Source organism: Streptomyces sp. NPDC001220 (genome assembly GCF_053597895.1).
Genome location: NZ_JBSFJE010000008.1, coordinates 165,665 through 181,890 on the forward strand (window position 1 = coordinate 165,665; position 16,226 = coordinate 181,890).

Here is a 16,226-nt window from a genome sequence, read left to right on the forward strand (position 1 = left end):
CAGCCATCGCCGTTGTCGATCAGCTGCCACAGATGGTCAGCGGTCCCGTTGTCGTCGAACTGGACCACGTGCGCGCTGTCGGCGGTCGACATCAGGTCAACGCCCATGACCTTGCCGGAGTTCTTGTTGCGGATGCGGTACCAGCCATCGCCGTTGTCGATCAGCTGCCACAGATGGTCAGCGGTCCCGTTGTCGTCGAACTGGACCACGTGCGCGCTGTCGGCGGTCGACATCAGATCGACGCCCATGACCTTGCCGGAGTTCTTGTTGCGGATCAACCGGTACACAGCGACCGGCTGCCATGGGTGGCCGGTCGGGGCGGCGGTGGGGAACGCGGAGATCCGCAGCCGGGCGGCGCCCATCGGAATCAGCGTCACGGTCTCGACGGCGGCGGTGCTGCGTGCCGGCGAGTCCTGCACCGGGGAAACCACGTGCTGGCCGTCCGCCTGCCATTCGGCGATCTTCCGTGCGGGCGCGGTGATCCGTACCGGCGTCGTGTCGCGGCTGAAGGGGTCGGCCGGCAGCGTGCCGTCGCTGCGGCTGAACGTCCAGGTCCCGTCGTTGGGCGCGAGTCCGTAGTTCCACGCTGTGGTGGCGTGCACCTCGTACTGGGGGAACTGGGAAGTGCCGCCGTACTGCACGTAGCTCTCGCCGATGCTGAGCGAGTACGTGAGGGGTCCCCGGTCGACCGCGGTGACTCCGTGGTTGCCGGTCCAGGTGCGCAGCACGGTCGACTGCGGGAAGTGCAGCGTCACGGTGTCGCCGTTGTTCCAGGTGCGCCGGACCACGGTCCAGGACGGTCCGGCCGACGCGGAGGCGGCGGCGCCGGCGACGGTGAGCTGCGGGGATCCGCACCAGCCGGGGATGCGCAGGTACAGCGGGAAGGCGAGCGGTTTCGGCGTGGAGACGGTCAGGGTGACCGTTTCACCGAAGGGGTAGTCGGTGGTCTCGGTGACGGTCACGGTGGTGCCGTCGGCGACCTTCGCGGTGACCTGGCTGGGTGCGTACATCGCGGCTGCCAGCCCGTTGTCGGGGGTGGCGAGCCACAGCTCCTCGGTGAAGTAGGGCCAGCCCATGCCGTAGTTGTGCGGGCAGCAGCGGTACTGGTCGACGCCCGGCATGAACGCCTGCATGGCGAAGTTGTTCTGGAACTGCCCCTGGGTCTTGGCGGAGTCGTCGAGGTCGACGCTGTTGGCGCTGGTGATGTAGTGGATGCCCTTTCCGGACGGATCGAGCGCCGCCGGCAGCGAGTTGAAGGCCAGGTCCTCGCAGCGGTCACTCCACACCGCGTCGCCGGTGATCCGGGTCAGCAGCTGGTGGCTGGCCATGAACTCCACGATGCCGCAGGTCTCGAAGCCCTGCCGGGGGTCGCCGAATCCGGGCCGCGCGTTCTCGTCGCCGGCGAATCCTCCGCCCGGGAACTGGCCGTATGAGGTCATCACCGACGTGTAGTTCTGGTACGCGGCCTGGGTGAGCGCGGTGGACGGCGACCGCAGCGCGTACTGGGCGGGCTCGCGGAATCCCTGGGCGATGTTGACGTTGTGCAGCGACGGCAGGTTGTCGACCCAGTTGGCGCCGTTGGTGTGGATCTTGTCGGCGAGGGAGAGCAGGAACGAGTCGCCTGTGCGGTTGTAGAGCCAGAAGACGGTGTCCAGTCCGTCGCCCCAGCGCACCGACACCCAGCTCTGGTTGAACGCCGAGGGGCCCTGCGCGTTCATGAAGCGGAAGAAGCCGGTGAGCAGGGGAACGATCCGGCTGTCCCCGCTGTACTCCTGCCAGTTGCGCAGTGCCCAGGTGAGCGGCAGGAAGGGCCAGAAGTCCGGGCCCCCGCCGAGCGAGGTCCGCAGGGCGGTCGGACCGAACCAGCCGTCGGACTGCCGGGTGGCCACGATCGCGTCGATCCATTGGCGGACGGCGGCCAGCGCGGTGGCGTCCTTGGTGAGGATCGCCAGGTCCACGTAACCGCGCAGCCAGTAAGGGACTTCCTCCCAGCCGGTGCGGTCGGGGTGCACCCAGCCGGATTCGGACATCACCAGGAAGTGCGAGATCGCGGCGTACTGGCCGCACAGTCCGGCGAGTTGCTGGTGCAGCCGGGTGTCGAGCCAGCCGCGCGCGGTGACCGCGCCGGGCGGCAGTCGCAGGAATGCGGTGGGAGCGAGTGGCGCGACGTTGGGCGAGTAGAGCCCGCCGGGGGCGGGCGCCACGCGTGACGATGCCGCGGCGTCTGCGCTGCGAGTGCCGCGCGCCGCCCGGGCGGTGCCGGCCATGGGGAGCGGGAGTCCGCTCGCCCCGGCCGCGGTGAGCGCGCTGGTGACGAACTGTCTGCGGTTCAGGGGCATGGGGGAGCCTCCTGGCACGATCCGGACGTGAGGGGGCCAGGGCCCGCGAGCTCATCATCGGGGCGCCTGGGGTATTTCAACGTTGGAAAGCAGAGAACCAACGGGCATGAGAGCACGGACCGGGGGCCGTGTCCAGAGGGTGCGCGGGAGTCGAGGCAGTCCGGGGCCGGCGAGGCAACTTCGGCCCGGCCGCCCTGATTTCCTCTCTGAGGCCCGGGAAGACGCCACCGCACCGCGAACGCCTGTGGTTCTGCTGACGGCCACCCAGTGGCAAGTGCTGTGGCGGCCTGCCGTCGGCGGGGACTGCGAAGGCGAGGAATTTACCCAACACGGAAGCGCGGTCAGAACCACGCGTTTCCCCATCGGCAGCGTCATTTTCGGCCACCGTCCCGACCTGGATGGTGGGCACCACCGAGATCGTTGTCGTCGCCTTGATGGTCGCCGGCTTCTGGTGCTCGGCGTCCTCGCCCGCCGCCGTGCCGCGAATGCCGCCGTTCCGGCGGCCTCCAAGGCGGAGCCGGCCCCAGGTACGAGGCCGCGAGGTGGGGCGGTCCCCCGCCGCGCCTCCGACCCCGGCTTGGTGACGAGCTCAGCCGTGCGGGCTGGTGATCCGTTCGGGCTGGATCAGGTAGATCACCCGGACCTGGTCGCGGCCGCCGAACCACGGGTAGGGCCCGCCGAGGTACTTCTGTGCGAGCGCCTCGATGTGCTCGGCCGCTCCCTCGGTGGTCACCCGCACCACGCGGCCGCGGATCTGGATGTAGGAGGACGGATCCGAGGGGTCGGAGACCGCGATGGCCACCCGCGGGTCGCGCGCGATGTTCCGGGTCTTCTGATGCGACTCCACGCTGTTGATCAGGACATGCTCACCGTCGGTGTCGACCCATGTCTGGGTCAGCTGGGGCGAGCCGTCGGGCATCGTCGTGGCGATGTAGCAGGTGCTGGGGCGCCGCAGCATCGCCACCACGTTCTCACCGAGGGGTACGGGCACGGGGGTCTCCAGGAGTAAGGCCGGTGGATGCCAACCCCACGGTAGCCACGCGTGCGGACCGGCCCTCGCCCAGCCCCGGGAAACGCGGCACCGGCCGCGGCTCAGAGTTCGCTGCACACCTTGCGCTGGGCGGCCTGGGCGCGCCGGGGGGGACGAGCCGGCAGCCGGGCGACAGCGCAGCGGGCGTTCACGAACGGCCGGTTCAAGAACGTGCGGACGGCCCGCCGGCTCGTACGGGATGAGGCGGGGTCGTCCCCTCGATCTGACCGAAGGCCGCGGACACGGCCCGCCGGCTCGTACGGGATGAGCCGGGGTCGTCCCCTCGATCTGACCGAAGGCCGCGGACGTGGCGTTCGGTCAGGCGGAGCCGGTGCGGCCGGCGAGGGTGTTGACCGCTTCACGCGCCGCGTCGTGTGCGAGGTAGCCGACGTCCGACATGTAGTACTCCAGGACGGCGCGGGCGGCGGCAGGGTCGTCGATGCGGGCGAGTCCGCGCAGGGCGGCGCCGCGGAGGTCGCCGAGAAACCAGGAGCCCCACTCCTCCGGTCGCTCGACGATGCGGCACAGGGCGGTGACGGTGCGCGGGTCCCGCAGCCGCGCGATACCGTCGACCGCGTGCAGCGCGGTCTGCGTGTCGTCCTCGACGGCGATGGCCGTCAGAACGTCGAGGTCGGCCAAGTCCGCGCATCGGGAGAGCAGCGACACCACATCGGCGCGGAGCCGGCCCTCGGCGGCGGAGAGCAGGGTACGCAGGGCGGGGTGCGCGGTGGCTCCGAGGCTCCCGAGGGCTTGCAGCGCGGCCGCCTGGACGTCCGGGCTGCGGTCGGTTGCGGCCTGGGCGAGCGACTCCACTGCTTGGGGCGAGCCCGGCAGCATGCCGAGGGCCTCGGCCGCGCGCAGCCGGATCGACTCGCTCGGCTCGCCGAGTGCTTCCCTCAGCGCCGGTTCCGCTTCGGGGGCGCCCAGTCGGCCGAGCGCCCAGGCCGCCCGAGCCCGCAGGCGCCCGGGGATCTCCGGGTCGGTGAGCAGATCGATCAGGGGTGCCGTGGCGGGCAGGTGACGCAGGCGGCCCAGGGCGTCCACTGCGGAGGCCCGCACGGGTAGGGCCGTGGCGTCGGTGAGCAGGCCGAGGAGCTTGGGTGCCGCGCGCCGGTCGCCGAGGAGGCCCAGTGCTGTGACCGCACCACGCTGCTGTTGGTCCGTTCCGTCGGTGAGCAGGGTCAACAGCCGGGCGGCGGGCGGAGATTGCAGAGCGGCCAGCGCGTGCGCCACGTCCTCGTGAATCTCACCGTCGGTCAGTGCCTCGACCAGCGCCGCACTGGCTTCGTGACCACCGATCCGGGCGATCGCGTGGGCCGCCGCGCGCCGCACGGTGGGGGCGGCGTCCTCGCTCAATCGGGTCCGCAGGGCATGCATGTCCTCCGGATCGCCCTTTGCGCCGAGGCCTAGGCAGACGCTGCAGCGCACAGCTGGATCGGCGTTCGCGACCGACCACCGCAGTCGCTGGAGCCCGCCCGGGGTGCGGGAAAAGACCTCGGCGATCGCCTCGGAGATCCGCTGGTCGGGGTCGCCCAGAGACGCTTCGGCAAAGGTGAGGCGGCCGTAGGCGGCCGCCCTGGTGACGTCGATCCGCCGCAGGGCCTCGGCAGCGGCCCGGCGCAGTCCCGACGGCATCGCGCTCGTACCGACCAGGAAGGCCAGCGCCGCCGCCGCCCGCGGGGAGCCCAGCTGACCGAGTGTGCGCACCGCCTCGGTCCCCAAGGCATCACCGGAGGAACCGTCGAGCCTGGGCAGCAGGTCCCACAGCGCCGCCAGGAGGCCCGGGACCGCGCTGGCGTCCCCGATGCGGGCAAGAGCGTCCAGCACCTCCCGCCAGTGCGGCGTGTAGGGGACCAACATGTCGAGCAGCGGCTGTACCGCGCGTGGATCGCCGATCTCGCCGAGCGCCCGGACCGCCTCAGCGCGGGGCGAACTCCGGTCGTCTCGACGCAGGGCGGCGATGAGGTCGGGAACGGCGCGGCGCGCGCCCACCTGCCCCAGGCACCGAGCGACGGCGGCGACGAGCAGTGGTTCCTCGGCCGGGTCCTGCAGGCACCGCAGCAGCGCGTCCGTAGCCGTCGGGCCGCCGATGTCGGCGAGGAATTCCGCCGCGTACGCCGCGGTGTGTCCGTCGGCGCGTTCGAGAGTCCGGCAGAGGCCGTCGACATCCCGGTGGAGCCTCATCAGCGCGACGTCGGCTTGCGGTAGCACGACGAGTCGTGCCGGGAGGCCTCTGTCGATCACGCGTTTTCCAGGTCTGCTGCGCGGGCTCACCGGCCCTCACCGGAAAGTGCGACATAGAGCGGAGTGCCGATGAGCACTCTGACGGGCCGGCCGTTGGAATCCTGCGTCGTTCCCAGCAGGAGGCGCCGAGCGAGGAACTCGCATACCTGGCTCGGCCCCGTGATCTGCTCGGCGCAGTCGATGACCTGCCGCAGCGATTCCTGATCGTCAGGACGGGCGCGCTGGGTGAGAGGAGGGTCGGCCTCCTGGACCTGGTGACGATCGTCCCATTCCGCCTGGTCCCGTTCGAGGAGGGTGAAGAGCGTGGGGAGCATCGAGCCGGAGTAGCCGATCGGGACCGCCTCGGGAGCCGCCCCGGATCCGATGAGGTGGTGGGCCGACCCGATGAGGGCGGTCAAAGTACCGTGCCACGTCCCGGTGAACAACAGCAGCCCCGTCGACTCACCGCCGAAGATCATCGAACGGAGCCCGAGCGTCCCGCGGAACCAGACAGAGGGTTCCTCGAGCCCGGATACGTCCTCGTCCCGTTCGATTGCGCGCTCCACGACGGCCAGCCGCTGATACCTGGTGGCGTCGGGCGGCGCCGAGGTCTGGACGGTCATACTGACGAGCTTCAGATCGACCTTGAAATCGGCCGCGAGCCGGGACAGCCGCTTGGGAGGAATCTGCCCGAGGAGCAGTTCGAGCTTGGCGTCCGAGACGTAGACGTAGTAGCGCATACTGCGGAGTCCCCCTGCCCCGTGCCGACGCTCACCACCCTTCCCGGAGCCGGCGCGGTTACTCCCGGAGCCGTAGGTCGGCTTCCTCGTTCGGTACGTCGTTGATGCTGACATCGTTTATGCCGGCTTCGTAACGGCGGGCAGGCCCCCGAGTGTGCTGGCATCGTGTGGGCTGTCCGGGTAGGAGAGGCCGTACGAGCTGCTTTTGTCTTGGGTGGTCGTGCCGGGCTCTTCGGCGAGGCGCACGGCCGTCGGCTGAAAGCAGGGAGTCGCCTTGTTCGGCGGCAGAGCGCAGGACGAGGGGTGGAGGTGGAGCCGCACGGCAGGTTGTCGGAGCTCATGAGGTTGTTGCAGCTCATGAGGTTGTTGCAGCTCATGAGGTTGTTGCAGCTCATGAGGTTGTTTACAGGCATCGCTGGCAACACGCTCGGTGTTGTTATCCCAAGGCAGCCACGAGCTCACGCTCTCTGTCCGAGGCGAGTCCCGCGCGGCGTGGCCGATGCAGTCCCTGCTCGCGTTCCCAGCGCAGTGTGTCGGCAAGGAGGTCGGTGCGGGAGCGGTGGCGCAGGCCCGCGGTGGTGGCGGCCGATCCGTCGCGTGCTGCCCAGCCCTCCCATCCTGGTTCGACCAACCACATGGGCAGTGAGTCGGGACCCATGTACTCGGCCACTCCGTGCGCGAGGAGTTGCTGGGACGCCACCGTGACGACCGGTCCGGTGTGTCCGCCGACGCTGCGGGACAGCTCGATCCACTCGGCGAAGGGCATGGTCGGGCCAACCGCGTTGTACTTGCCCGTGGTTCGGTGTTCTGCAGCGTCGAGGAGCCAGGACGCCAGGTCGCGCACGTCGATGGTCTGCGTCGGGGCCTTCGGGGTGTCGGGGACGAGCAGCGGTTCCTGGGGGGCACGGGCGGCGCGGGCGACCCAGTAGCCGGAGCGGTCGCTGTGGTCGCCGGGACCGCCGATGAGTCCGGCGCGTGCGATCAGGAGGCGGTCGGCCAGGGCCGTCTGGGTGAGCGTTTCACAGGCGGACTTGGCCTCGCCGTACTGATCCCGGTCGACCTCTTCGTGGTCTGTGGCGGGCAGCAGGGCAGCGGACTCGCCCGCGCCGGGCTCGCCGTGGGAGGCGTATGCGCTGACCGAGGAGACGTAGATCCAGTGATGCGCCCGCGCGCCCAGGGCCGCAACTGCGTTCCGTACGAAGCCGGGTTGCCAGGACACCTCGAGCACGGCGTCCCATTCCAGGTTGGGCAGGGACGCGTACGCGGCGGGGTTGCGCCGATCCGCGGTCACCAGGCGCGCGCCTTCCGCGACGGGCCCGCTGTCGCCACGAGCCAGGCACGTCACATTGTGGCCGCGGTCGAGGGCCTGCCGGGACACTTCACGCCCCAGCCAAGCCGTACCGCCGAGAACCAGGATCTCCATGCGCTTCATGGCGAAACTCAATCAGCGCGGCCCGATCACGCCAAGAGGCTTCTGCTGTCGGCAGAGCTCGCGTCTGCCCACATCGTTTTCCTTATGGTGTCAATCTCCACCGGGCCCGAACCGGGACGGCAATGGACTAGAGCGGATCCAGGCGCGTCCCGCCTGACGGAACCACGCGATGCCGACAGAGCAGGACGCATACACTCGGCCCCCGTCCGCGTCCCGGAAGCCAGGCGGACGCCGTCGTCAGGAAAGGACCAATGCGGTGAGTACAACGGAGCAGAGCGATGCCCCGATCTACGACCGGCTCATACGCGAGCGAGGTGACGTACCCGCTGACGCCCGCACGGTGGCAGTGGAGACCTGGCGCCAGGTCGGCAGGACAACGGACTTCCGTCTTCCACACGCAATCGCCGCACCTGAACAAGGTAGGCGTTGATCGCATCTCGGCATTTGCGTGTCACAGTCACGCCTAGGCGGTTTCGTTGGGAGCATCTGGCGGACCAGAGGAAGACGCCGCTGCACCCACTGTGCCCTGTCTGAAAGCTCCAGGCGATGGCGTCGATCACCTCTCGGTGGTCCCGCCACCGGCCACCCTCGCCGTCCGGTCGGTGCCACCTCGGAGCTGCTGGAGTAGAGGGCCGAGCACACGGTCGTATTCGTCCTGCACCTCGTCAGCGACGCCGATGGGATCCCACTCATTGAGCAGATGCCGCAGGCCGTTCTCGGTGACGTCGGTTCCAGGTCGCATCGCTCCAGGGTGCCTCCCGGGATCGCCTTTATCACTCACGCCTGCCTTGATCGGGACTGTAAAACCTTCGGTGTAACTCCCGATCATGGAAGGTGCACGTGCACAGGCCGCTCACCAAGCGAGACGATCACCCTGCCGGTCCGCGACGTGCTGGCCGCGCTGCCCGGCGCGGAGTCGGGAGCGCGCCCGGCGGAGCGGAGCCGCGACGGCTGGGGCGCGTCTTCGGTGGTCACGTGGGCTTCGTGTCCTGGGTGTTGGGGCCGAATCCGGGTCGCGCTGCGGTGGGCAGGTCCCGCTGCGTGCGCATAGGGCCGAGGACGAGGCCGCAGGGGGCGAGTAGGGCGGTCATGATCCACATGGTGGGGCGGGGGCCGAGTGCGTCGCCGAGGAAGCCGCCGATCAGTGCGCCGACCGGGATGGTGCTGTGGTTGATGACCATCGTGGTGGCAACGACGCGGCCGAGGATGTGCGAAGCGCAGTAGGTCTGGCGGAAGGAGGCCAGGACGACGTTGCAGGTGACGATGCCGAAGCCGACGACGAAGGTGCCCAGGGCGAAGCACACCAGGCCCGTACCAGGCGTCGTGAGGGGGAGCAGCAGGGCGAAGGGCCCGGTGAGCAGTTGGGTGGCAAGCATGCCGCGTGCGGTACCGAAGCGGCGCCCGACGGCGGGGGCGGCGGAGGCTCCGACGATGCCGCCCAGGCTGCCGGCGGTGAGGATCACGCCAACGGTCGCGGTGCTCGCACCGACGGTGCGTACCAGGAAGACGACCTGCACGGCCTGGTAGCCCAGGAGCGCGAAGTTGACCAGGGCGCCGTAGGTGACGATGGGCCGCAGGTAGCGGTCGCTGGACACGAAGCGCAGGCCTTCGGCGATCTGCCGGCCCAGGGGGATCGGTTGGTCGGGCTGTTCCGGCTTCGTTTCCTTGGCCTTGATGCCGGTGAGGCAGAGGGCGGACAGAACGAAGGTGACGGCGTCGAGGAGGAGACCGGCAACGGCGCCGAAGATCTGGCTGATCAGGCCGGCCAGGCCTTTGCCGACCACGTCGGTGGCGGATTCGCTGGCGCTGATGCGGGCGTTGCCTTCTTGGAGGTCGGCGTCAGTGAGCACGGTCGGCAGATAGCTGTGCACGGCGGTGCGAACGAAGACGGCTGCGATGCCGCAGATCAACACGACGGCGAGGAGGTGGGTGAAGGTGAGCGCGTCGAGCCAGGCCGCGACCGGGACGGTGGCGTAGAGGACGGCGGAGAGAACGGCGCATGCGATGAGCAGGGGGCGGCGCCGCATCCGGTCCACCCAGGCTCCGGCGGGCAGGCCGACCAGGAGCCAGGGCAGCCAGACCGCGGCAGTGAGTACGCCCACGGCGGTGGCGCTGCTGTCGAGGGTGACGACGGCGACGAGGGGGACGGCCACCGTGGTGACGCTGTTGCCGATACCGCGTGTCGTCTCGCCGATCCACAGAAGCCTGAAGTCGCGCTGGCCGAGGACCCCCCACTTTCTGCTTGGGCTGGTACCGGCGGTACCGGATACGTCCTTCGTCTCCACGCTGATGACTTTCTGCTAGGGGCGGGCCACCGCGTCGGGGACGGCGGGCTGCTCGTCGAGCCGGGACATGAGCCGACACCGCCCGGCGACAGGCATACAACTCCCGAGCCGTTCAAACATCTCGCCGTCCGAGGGGAACAACGCCCCGAACTCCGCGACACCTTCCTCTCGTTGGCATGCAGCCTGATTTGCCGGCGACACATCAAGAAGAACCACTCATGATCCTGTTGCGAGCTCCAAACTGACAAGCGCCCGAAGGCCGGGTCGTGAGAGGGTGCAGTTCGATCTGGGGCGGGGGGAATTGTGGGGCTGATCTACGGCTACGACATCTATCTGCGTCCTCGGAATGTCGCCCGAGCATTGGCCAATCTGGCCGAGCTGGCGCCACCAGCCCGTGTCGTACCGCCACTTGAGATCACACTGCCCGGCGGTGACCGGATCGTCCTCCCGTTCACATCCCGTTTCAGGAGCGAGCCGGTCGACTGCTCCACGAGCAGCACGCTCGAGCTCGACATGTCCCTCGTGTTCGACGTCGATGATGCACTACGTGAGTACGCGCGCCTGAACGGCCCCGGTCTCGAGACGGACGGGCGCATACAGATCGGGTACATCTACGCGACGATCCGGTTCGACTCCCCTCTGCACCCTGGCTACACGTCGGTGGAGTGCTGGGCAGCGTCGTCGGCGATGAGCCGGTTGTTTGCGCGGTCGGCCAACATCAGGAAGGTCTTCACCGACCTCACCGCCGACAGCGGAGGAGTGTGCTGCCTGTTCGACACCGGCGACGGCGCCCCAGAGCAGGTCTACTGGCTCAACGGTGAACCCACCCAGGAGACACTCTCAGGTCCCCGCTTTCCGGATTGGCAAGCACTTGTGGCGACGTGGTCCGACTCCGAGTAGTCCGGAGGCCATGTACGAGGATGACCGGGCGCCCTTCACGTGACGACGCCCCGTCACACAAGGTCGCCCGCGCGCGACGGCCTGTTCACGGGGCTCGGTGGCCGCGGAGACGGTCACATGGTGACGCGAGCCGGGAGGTTAACGACGCCTGGAGATCAACACCCCGGACAGCACCGGTCAGGGCGTAGGATTGATCATTTCCTGGGTGACGTCTTCGACGGCTTGGTCGAGTTCCTTGTCGGAGAGGTTCCCACAGACTCCGTTGCCGGCGGTGGCGTTGGTGTCTTCCGTGGAGTCCTGGAGTTCGGCCTTGATCCAGGCGTGGCACTCGTCCGAGATCTGCGGGCTGGTGGGAACGGGGACAGGGCTGGCGCTGTCGACGATGTCGCTGACCGCCTTGTCGGCCTCGTCGCTGGCCAGCCATTCCTTCGTGACTTCGCCGGCGAGACGCTGGGCGGTCTTGTCGTCGATGCCGTTGCAGGCAGCGGGACGGCTGCCTGCGGATGTTGGGCTGGCACTCGTCTTCGTGGCCTTGGCCATGCTGTTTCGGAGTTGCTCAGCCATGGCCGTCTTACACGCCGCCGGGTTGGCATCGGCACCGGAGCCCGAGTCACAGCCGGCTGTGAGGGCGGCCAGGGCGAGCAAGACGGAGCAAGCAGCGGTGCGGGTGTGCGTGGTCCCCCAAGGACGGCATCGAGGTGGGCATCATGCTTCGTGCGTGAGCAGAAGGGGGTGTGCGTGTCCGTCTTGTGACCCGGCCGCAGCCCTCCCGGGAGCCGCGGCGCTGGCGGCCTTCGAGGCCACCTTGGCCTTCCACCACCCGGCCTTCGTCGCCACCGTCGCCGACGCGATCCGCACCTCCGAGAAGACCGTGCTTCCCCGATCCACCCAGACGGCCAGTGCCCTCGAAGGCGGCGCCGAACTCCTGCTCTCCGCCGCCCTTCCCGACTTCGGCAGCAACAACGACGCCCCGCACTGGCCGACTTTTCCCGGGAAGAGAGCTTTGGAGGCACAGGGTCGCGAGACGATCTCATCATGACTGAGATCGTCTTGATGTCCGACCCGAGGGTTGCAGCCGTGCCTGTTCGAGAGTGTGGTGAACGGCTCGTCGATGTGCGACAGGACAACTCACTCCTGGTCGATGAGCGAAAGTGGCAGGACCTCGCAGGCTCCTTCGCCCACCTGCGGCAAGGCGTGCTCGATCGACTCCTCAAGGCCCAGGCACAGCTGCCCCAGGGGCTACGGCTGTTGTTCGTCGAGGGGTATCGCCCGCCGTCCCTGCAGCGTCGCTACTTCGACGAATACGGCGATCGGCTGCGAGCCGATCACCCGGACTGGTCCGTTGAACAGGTCCGCTCGGCAGCCAGCCGCTACGTGTCCCCGCCGGAGATCGCGCCCCACAGCGCCGGCGCAGCCGTTGACCTGACGCTCGCAGACGCCGGCGGCCGTGAACTCGACATGGGCACCCGCATGAACGCGACTCCTGAGGAGAGCGCGGGCGCCTGTTACACGCGGGCCGGCAACATCAACCACCAGGCTCGTTCACATCGGGACATCTTGGCCACGGCGCTCGCCGCTGCCGGCCTGGTCAACTACCCCACAGAGTGGTGGCACTGGTCATACGGAGACCGTTACTGGGCCCTGATGACAGGAGCGGATGCCGCCCACTACGGGCCCAAGGAGCTGGACTCCGTATGAACCGAGACCGGGTGGTTGAAGCGTTTCGTCTCGAGGCCGGGCAACTCACGCAGGCGATGACCGAGGTCGCGGGTGCCGAGTGGCGTCTGCCGACGCGGTGTGAACCGTGGAAAGTGTGCGACTTGCTGGCGCATGTCCGGGTGGTGATTGCCTGGCTCCCCGGCATGTTGAGCGCACCGGCGCCGCCCAGTGCCGAGGTCTCGGCAGCCGAGTACTACCGGCCCGACGGTCGTTTCGCTCCGGAAACCAACGCGGTTCGGATCGCTCTGGCCCGGACTCATGCGGCCGAGCAAGTGAGTGGCACGGCGCTCGTCGAGGACTTCGAAGCCACTTGGCAGCGAGTGGACCGACTATGCCGGGCTGAGCCGGAGGCGCGTGTGGTTTGCACCAGGCATGGCGATCCGATGCTCCTGTCGGAGTTCCTGCTGACGCGGGTGGTCGAGGTCGCCCTGCACGGCCTGGACCTGGCAGACGCCTTGGGACGCGAGCCGTGGCTCACTTCCCAGGCCGCGGATTTGGTGCAGGATCTTCTGCTCGGCCCAGAAGGCGTGTTGGCGCTGGAGAAGCTGGGCTGGGGGCAGCTCCGCTTCCTACGCAAGGCGACTGGACGCGAGGCGATCACAAAGGATGAAGCGCTCGACGTCGGTCGCCTGGGCGTCCGGTGGCTCGCACTGGGGTGAGAACGCCTTTGTAATGGATCCACAGTCGTCATCCGCCCCGAGAAGCAGGGGTTCGTCCAGCGGGTCCGCTGCGCAGAGGACCCGCGCCGGTGGAACGCGGTCCTCACTTGTGAGGTGCTCGGCCGCCTGGAGGAGGCGTGGCCTGCCCATCTGGCCGGCGTTCGGCGGTGCGTGCTCGACAACCTCGCCGGACTTGACCTCGCCCAACTCGCAACCGTACTGCGGCACATCGCGAAGGCCGGCTGAGGCCTGCGCGAGCCGCTACGTACTTGCGAGAGGGCGGCGCCCTGCCATCCGTGGTCTGGGACCAGAACCGGAAGGCGTTCGTGGGGCGCCCCGTTGAGGCTCCTGCCAAAAGTGGTGGGCTTGACCTGGCCAGAGGTCGGTGTCGCGCACGAGGCCGCCGGGTCGCGGGTCACGGTCAGCCGCGTCATCGCACGCGGTAAATCCGGCGACGTCGGCGATCGTCCCCGGGATACTGGTCGCCCATGGATGAGGTCGAAGTAGTGGTCGCCCATTCCGAGCGCGCGACCCTGCGCGTCGGTGACGTGTTCCTCAAGGTGGACGCCGATCAGGCGCGCCTCGACGCCGAGGTCGAGGCGATGTCCCTCGCGCCGGTCCCGACCCCGGAGATCCTGTGGCGCAAGCCGCCCGTGCTCGCGCTCGCCGCGCTCCCGGGGACGACGCTTGGGCGCCTCGGCGGCCCGGCGACCGGGTCGCCGGCGGCGTGGGCGGCGGCTGGCGCCGCCATCCGGAAGCTGCACGACGCACCGCTGCCACCCAGGCCCGGCCGGAGCATCGTCGCGCTGAGGACGGAACTCGACGACGAGTGCGAGTTGCTCGTGACGAACGGCCTCCTGCCCGCCGACCTGGTTACCCGCAATCGTCAGGTCGCCGAGGCCGCGCTCCGGCCGTGGACTCCGGCGTTCACGCACGGCGACCTGCAGATCGCGCACGTCTTCGTCGACGGGGACGAGGTCACGGGCATCATCGACTGGTCCGAGGCGGCCCAGGGTGATGCCCTGTACGACCTCGCCACCTTCACGCTGGGACACGAGGAGCACCTCGACGACGTCGTCGCTGGCTATGGCACGGACATCGACCTCGACGTGGTCCACGCGTGGTGGTCGTTGCGAAGCCTGCTGGTGGTTCGCTGGCTGATCGAGCACGGCTTCGACCCGTTCGCGCCGGGCTGTGAGGTCGACGTGCTGAGAGCCCGGATGTGAGGCTGCGCGGGCCCCCGGGCCGGCCTCTCGCAGGCTCAACTTCGCTCCGCGCTCAAACGCGCAGGCCGTACGCGAGGGGCCGAAGCCGAAGCGGTCCGGCCCCACGCCACCTGTTCAATCGCATGTCCGGGCAGCGCTTGCACTGTCTCCTGCGAGGGGACCTGTTCGACGAGCAAACCGCGATCCCCTCGCTTCTTCTCTCCCGGAGGCACCTTGACCCCTAGCTCGAGGAGGTGTCTGTTCCTGGTGCGGCCATGACGTGACGGTATTGGTGGATCCCGGGTTCGTTGCGCGCGCCCGTCAGCCGTGCTTGGCTCGCCCGATGAACTTTCTGTTGACGGCGAGTGGCCTGCGCAACGAGACACTGCGGGACGCGCTGCGGGACATGCTGGGAAAACCGTTCGGATCGGCGAACGTCGTGTACGTTCCCACGGCATCAGTCGCCGAGCCAGGGGACCACGGGTGGTTCGTCGCTGACCTGAACCGGCTGCACGGCCTCGGCTGGCGGGAGTTCGACGTCCTGGAGCTGAACGGCCTGCCCCGGCAGATGGTGCTCGACCGGCTGCTCCACGCCGACGTCATCTATGTCGAGGGCGGCAACCACTACCACCTCGCGCGCAGCATCACCGGCAACGGCCTGGCCGACGGATTCCTGAAGGCTCTGGAGAGCCGGGTCTATGTGGGTGTCAGCGCCGGATCAATGATCTTCAGCCGGAATCTCACCGGACACTCCGCCGATGTCATCGGGGACGCGGCGGACCTGCACGTGCTCGGCGCGACAACCGTGGAGCCGCCGTTCGGCCTCTTCGACTGGTATCTCAAGCCCCACCTGTACTCGCCGGATTTCCCCGAGCGGGACGACGCCTGGGCCGATCGCATCGTTGCGCGAGCGGACTTCCCGGTCTACTTCATCGACGACGAGACGGCAGTTCGCGTCAGGGACGGCAAGGTGGATGTCGTTTCTGAAGGCCGGTGGCGGTTCCATCCGTGACTCCCGCATGGTGGGGAGCCGCGCCACCGGACCCGCCAAGCCCCAACAGGACGATCCCTCCGAGGGCTTCGTCTCCGTCATCCCCAGGGGCGCGCCGGCGACCGCCCTCTACAACGCCATCTTCGGTTGGGGCGCCGGCGTCCAATCCCACGTAGTAGATCCAGTGCTCGTCAGGTTCGGCATCGGCCGCGTGGCAGGCCGGCGACAGTGCGTCGGCCCGTGCGTTCGCGTCGGGCCCCGGCCCGTCCGCGGGCATCGCGCGCGGCGTCGAAGGCGCGGGCCAGCCAGCGCAGCGTGAACGCGAGCAGGACGAGGGCCAGCACGGCCACCGTCAACTCGCCTCCAGGGCCGGCCAGGCTCATGGTGGCCACGCCGCCGCCGAAGCCTGCCGGGCGCCGCGCCGGTGCCGCCGGGCCGGGGGCGGAGTGTGGCTGCTCGGCACTCGGCGTACCGGGTGCGGCGACAGCGGTCCCCGGCCGGTCCGGAAAGCCGCTCGCCCGCTCCCCCGGCCGGCTCGGCAGCCGTCGGCCTCGGCAGGCCGCGGGCACCGTGCGCCGCTTTGGCGCCCTCCGTCACCTGGAACAGGAAACGGTTGGTCTGCGCGTCACCGACGGCCGCCGGCATCGTGCAGGTCGAGCGGGTTCCCGCGCCTCTTCGCCAATCTTCCCCCTTCGCGCCGAAG

15 protein-coding genes are annotated in these 16,226 nt (G+C 69.2%); 6 read left to right on the forward strand and 9 right to left on the reverse strand.

The window, feature by feature from the left end:
* The 7 genes from ACWDGI_RS20760 to ACWDGI_RS20790 form a co-directional block, all read right to left on the reverse strand.
* A partial coding sequence (locus ACWDGI_RS20760; protein WP_450760989.1) for a beta-L-arabinofuranosidase domain-containing protein occupies positions 1-2,339 on the reverse strand: 2,339 nt, incomplete at its 3' end.
* A 589-nt stretch (positions 2,340-2,928) separates the two neighbouring features.
* Entirely contained in the window at positions 2,929-3,330 is a 402-nt protein-coding gene (locus ACWDGI_RS20765) for a PPOX class F420-dependent oxidoreductase (RefSeq protein WP_450760991.1), read from the reverse strand.
* Between the two features lie 357 nt (positions 3,331-3,687).
* Positions 3,688-5,613, reverse strand: a complete 1,926-nt coding sequence (locus ACWDGI_RS20770) for a HEAT repeat domain-containing protein (protein ID WP_450760993.1) — start codon at positions 5,611-5,613, stop codon at positions 3,688-3,690.
* Positions 5,614-5,639: 26 nt separating this feature from the next.
* Positions 5,640-6,332: a DUF7019 family protein gene (locus tag ACWDGI_RS20775; protein ID WP_450760995.1), complete on the reverse strand. Its 693-nt coding sequence runs from the start codon at positions 6,330-6,332 to the stop codon at positions 5,640-5,642.
* Positions 6,333-6,768: 436 nt separating this feature from the next.
* Positions 6,769-7,755 carry an NAD-dependent epimerase/dehydratase family protein gene (locus tag ACWDGI_RS20780; protein ID WP_450761373.1) on the reverse strand — a complete coding sequence of 329 codons (987 nt, stop codon included), beginning with the start codon at positions 7,753-7,755 and terminating at the stop codon, positions 6,769-6,771.
* Positions 7,756-8,320: 565 nt separating this feature from the next.
* Entirely contained in the window at positions 8,321-8,506 is a 186-nt protein-coding gene (locus tag ACWDGI_RS20785) for a hypothetical protein (protein ID WP_450760997.1), read from the reverse strand.
* Positions 8,507-8,735: 229 nt separating this feature from the next.
* Positions 8,736-10,049: an MFS transporter gene (locus ACWDGI_RS20790; protein WP_450760999.1), complete on the reverse strand. Its 1,314-nt coding sequence runs from the start codon at positions 10,047-10,049 to the stop codon at positions 8,736-8,738.
* Positions 10,050-10,352: 303 nt separating this feature from the next.
* Between ACWDGI_RS20790 and ACWDGI_RS20795 the strand changes: the two genes are divergently transcribed.
* Entirely contained in the window at positions 10,353-10,949 is a 597-nt protein-coding gene (locus ACWDGI_RS20795) for a hypothetical protein (RefSeq protein WP_450761001.1), read from the forward strand.
* A 177-nt stretch (positions 10,950-11,126) separates the two neighbouring features.
* Here the strand turns inward: ACWDGI_RS20795 and ACWDGI_RS20800 are convergent, their stop codons facing one another.
* Positions 11,127-11,513 carry a hypothetical protein gene (locus ACWDGI_RS20800; RefSeq protein WP_450761003.1) on the reverse strand — a complete coding sequence of 129 codons (387 nt, stop codon included), beginning with the start codon at positions 11,511-11,513 and terminating at the stop codon, positions 11,127-11,129.
* 154 nt (positions 11,514-11,667) lie between these two features.
* On the opposite strand from ACWDGI_RS20800, the gene ACWDGI_RS20805 reads away from it, so the two are divergent.
* From ACWDGI_RS20805 to ACWDGI_RS20825, 5 genes are all read left to right on the forward strand, one after another.
* The gene (locus tag ACWDGI_RS20805; RefSeq protein WP_450761004.1) at positions 11,668-11,988 is read left to right on the forward strand and encodes a hypothetical protein; all 321 of its coding nucleotides are present in this window, start codon (positions 11,668-11,670) and stop codon (positions 11,986-11,988) included.
* The gene (locus tag ACWDGI_RS20810) at positions 11,985-12,647 is read left to right on the forward strand and encodes a M15 family metallopeptidase (RefSeq protein WP_450761006.1); all 663 of its coding nucleotides are present in this window, start codon (positions 11,985-11,987) and stop codon (positions 12,645-12,647) included. Before ACWDGI_RS20805 ends, ACWDGI_RS20810 begins: the two co-directional genes overlap by 4 nt.
* A complete protein-coding gene (locus ACWDGI_RS20815) occupies positions 12,644-13,327 on the forward strand; it encodes a maleylpyruvate isomerase N-terminal domain-containing protein (protein ID WP_450761008.1) in 684 nt (227 codons plus the stop codon). The genes ACWDGI_RS20810 and ACWDGI_RS20815 overlap by 4 nt, the downstream gene beginning before the upstream one ends.
* A 488-nt stretch (positions 13,328-13,815) precedes the next feature.
* A complete protein-coding gene (locus ACWDGI_RS20820) occupies positions 13,816-14,553 on the forward strand; it encodes an aminoglycoside phosphotransferase family protein (protein ID WP_450761010.1) in 738 nt (245 codons plus the stop codon).
* A 322-nt stretch (positions 14,554-14,875) separates the two neighbouring features.
* On the forward strand, positions 14,876-15,544 hold the full coding sequence (locus ACWDGI_RS20825) for a Type 1 glutamine amidotransferase-like domain-containing protein (RefSeq protein WP_450761375.1): 669 nt from the start codon (positions 14,876-14,878) through the stop codon (positions 15,542-15,544).
* 170 nt (positions 15,545-15,714) lie between these two features.
* Here the strand turns inward: ACWDGI_RS20825 and ACWDGI_RS20830 are convergent, their stop codons facing one another.
* The gene (locus ACWDGI_RS20830) at positions 15,715-15,915 is read right to left on the reverse strand and encodes a hypothetical protein (protein ID WP_450761012.1); all 201 of its coding nucleotides are present in this window, start codon (positions 15,913-15,915) and stop codon (positions 15,715-15,717) included.
* Positions 15,916-16,226 lie beyond the last annotated feature (311 nt).

Excerpts from the sequence above, each read along its gene's own strand:
- ACWDGI_RS20775 (WP_450760995.1), bottom strand. The coding sequence starts at position 6,332 with ATGCGCTACTACGTCTACGTCTCGGACGCCAAGCTCGAACTGCTCCTC.
- ACWDGI_RS20780 (WP_450761373.1), bottom strand. The coding sequence starts at position 7,755 with ATGGAGATCCTGGTTCTCGGCGGTACGGCTTGGCTGGGGCGTGAAGTG.
- ACWDGI_RS20785 (WP_450760997.1), bottom strand. The coding sequence starts at position 8,506 with ATGCGACCTGGAACCGACGTCACCGAGAACGGCCTGCGGCATCTGCTC.
- ACWDGI_RS20800 (WP_450761003.1), bottom strand. The coding sequence starts at position 11,513 with ATGGCTGAGCAACTCCGAAACAGCATGGCCAAGGCCACGAAGACGAGT.
- ACWDGI_RS20810 (WP_450761006.1), top strand. The coding sequence starts at position 11,985 with ATGACTGAGATCGTCTTGATGTCCGACCCGAGGGTTGCAGCCGTGCCT.
- ACWDGI_RS20815 (WP_450761008.1), top strand. The coding sequence starts at position 12,644 with ATGAACCGAGACCGGGTGGTTGAAGCGTTTCGTCTCGAGGCCGGGCAA.
- ACWDGI_RS20820 (WP_450761010.1), top strand. The coding sequence starts at position 13,816 with ATGGATGAGGTCGAAGTAGTGGTCGCCCATTCCGAGCGCGCGACCCTG.
- ACWDGI_RS20825 (WP_450761375.1), top strand. The coding sequence starts at position 14,876 with ATGAACTTTCTGTTGACGGCGAGTGGCCTGCGCAACGAGACACTGCGG.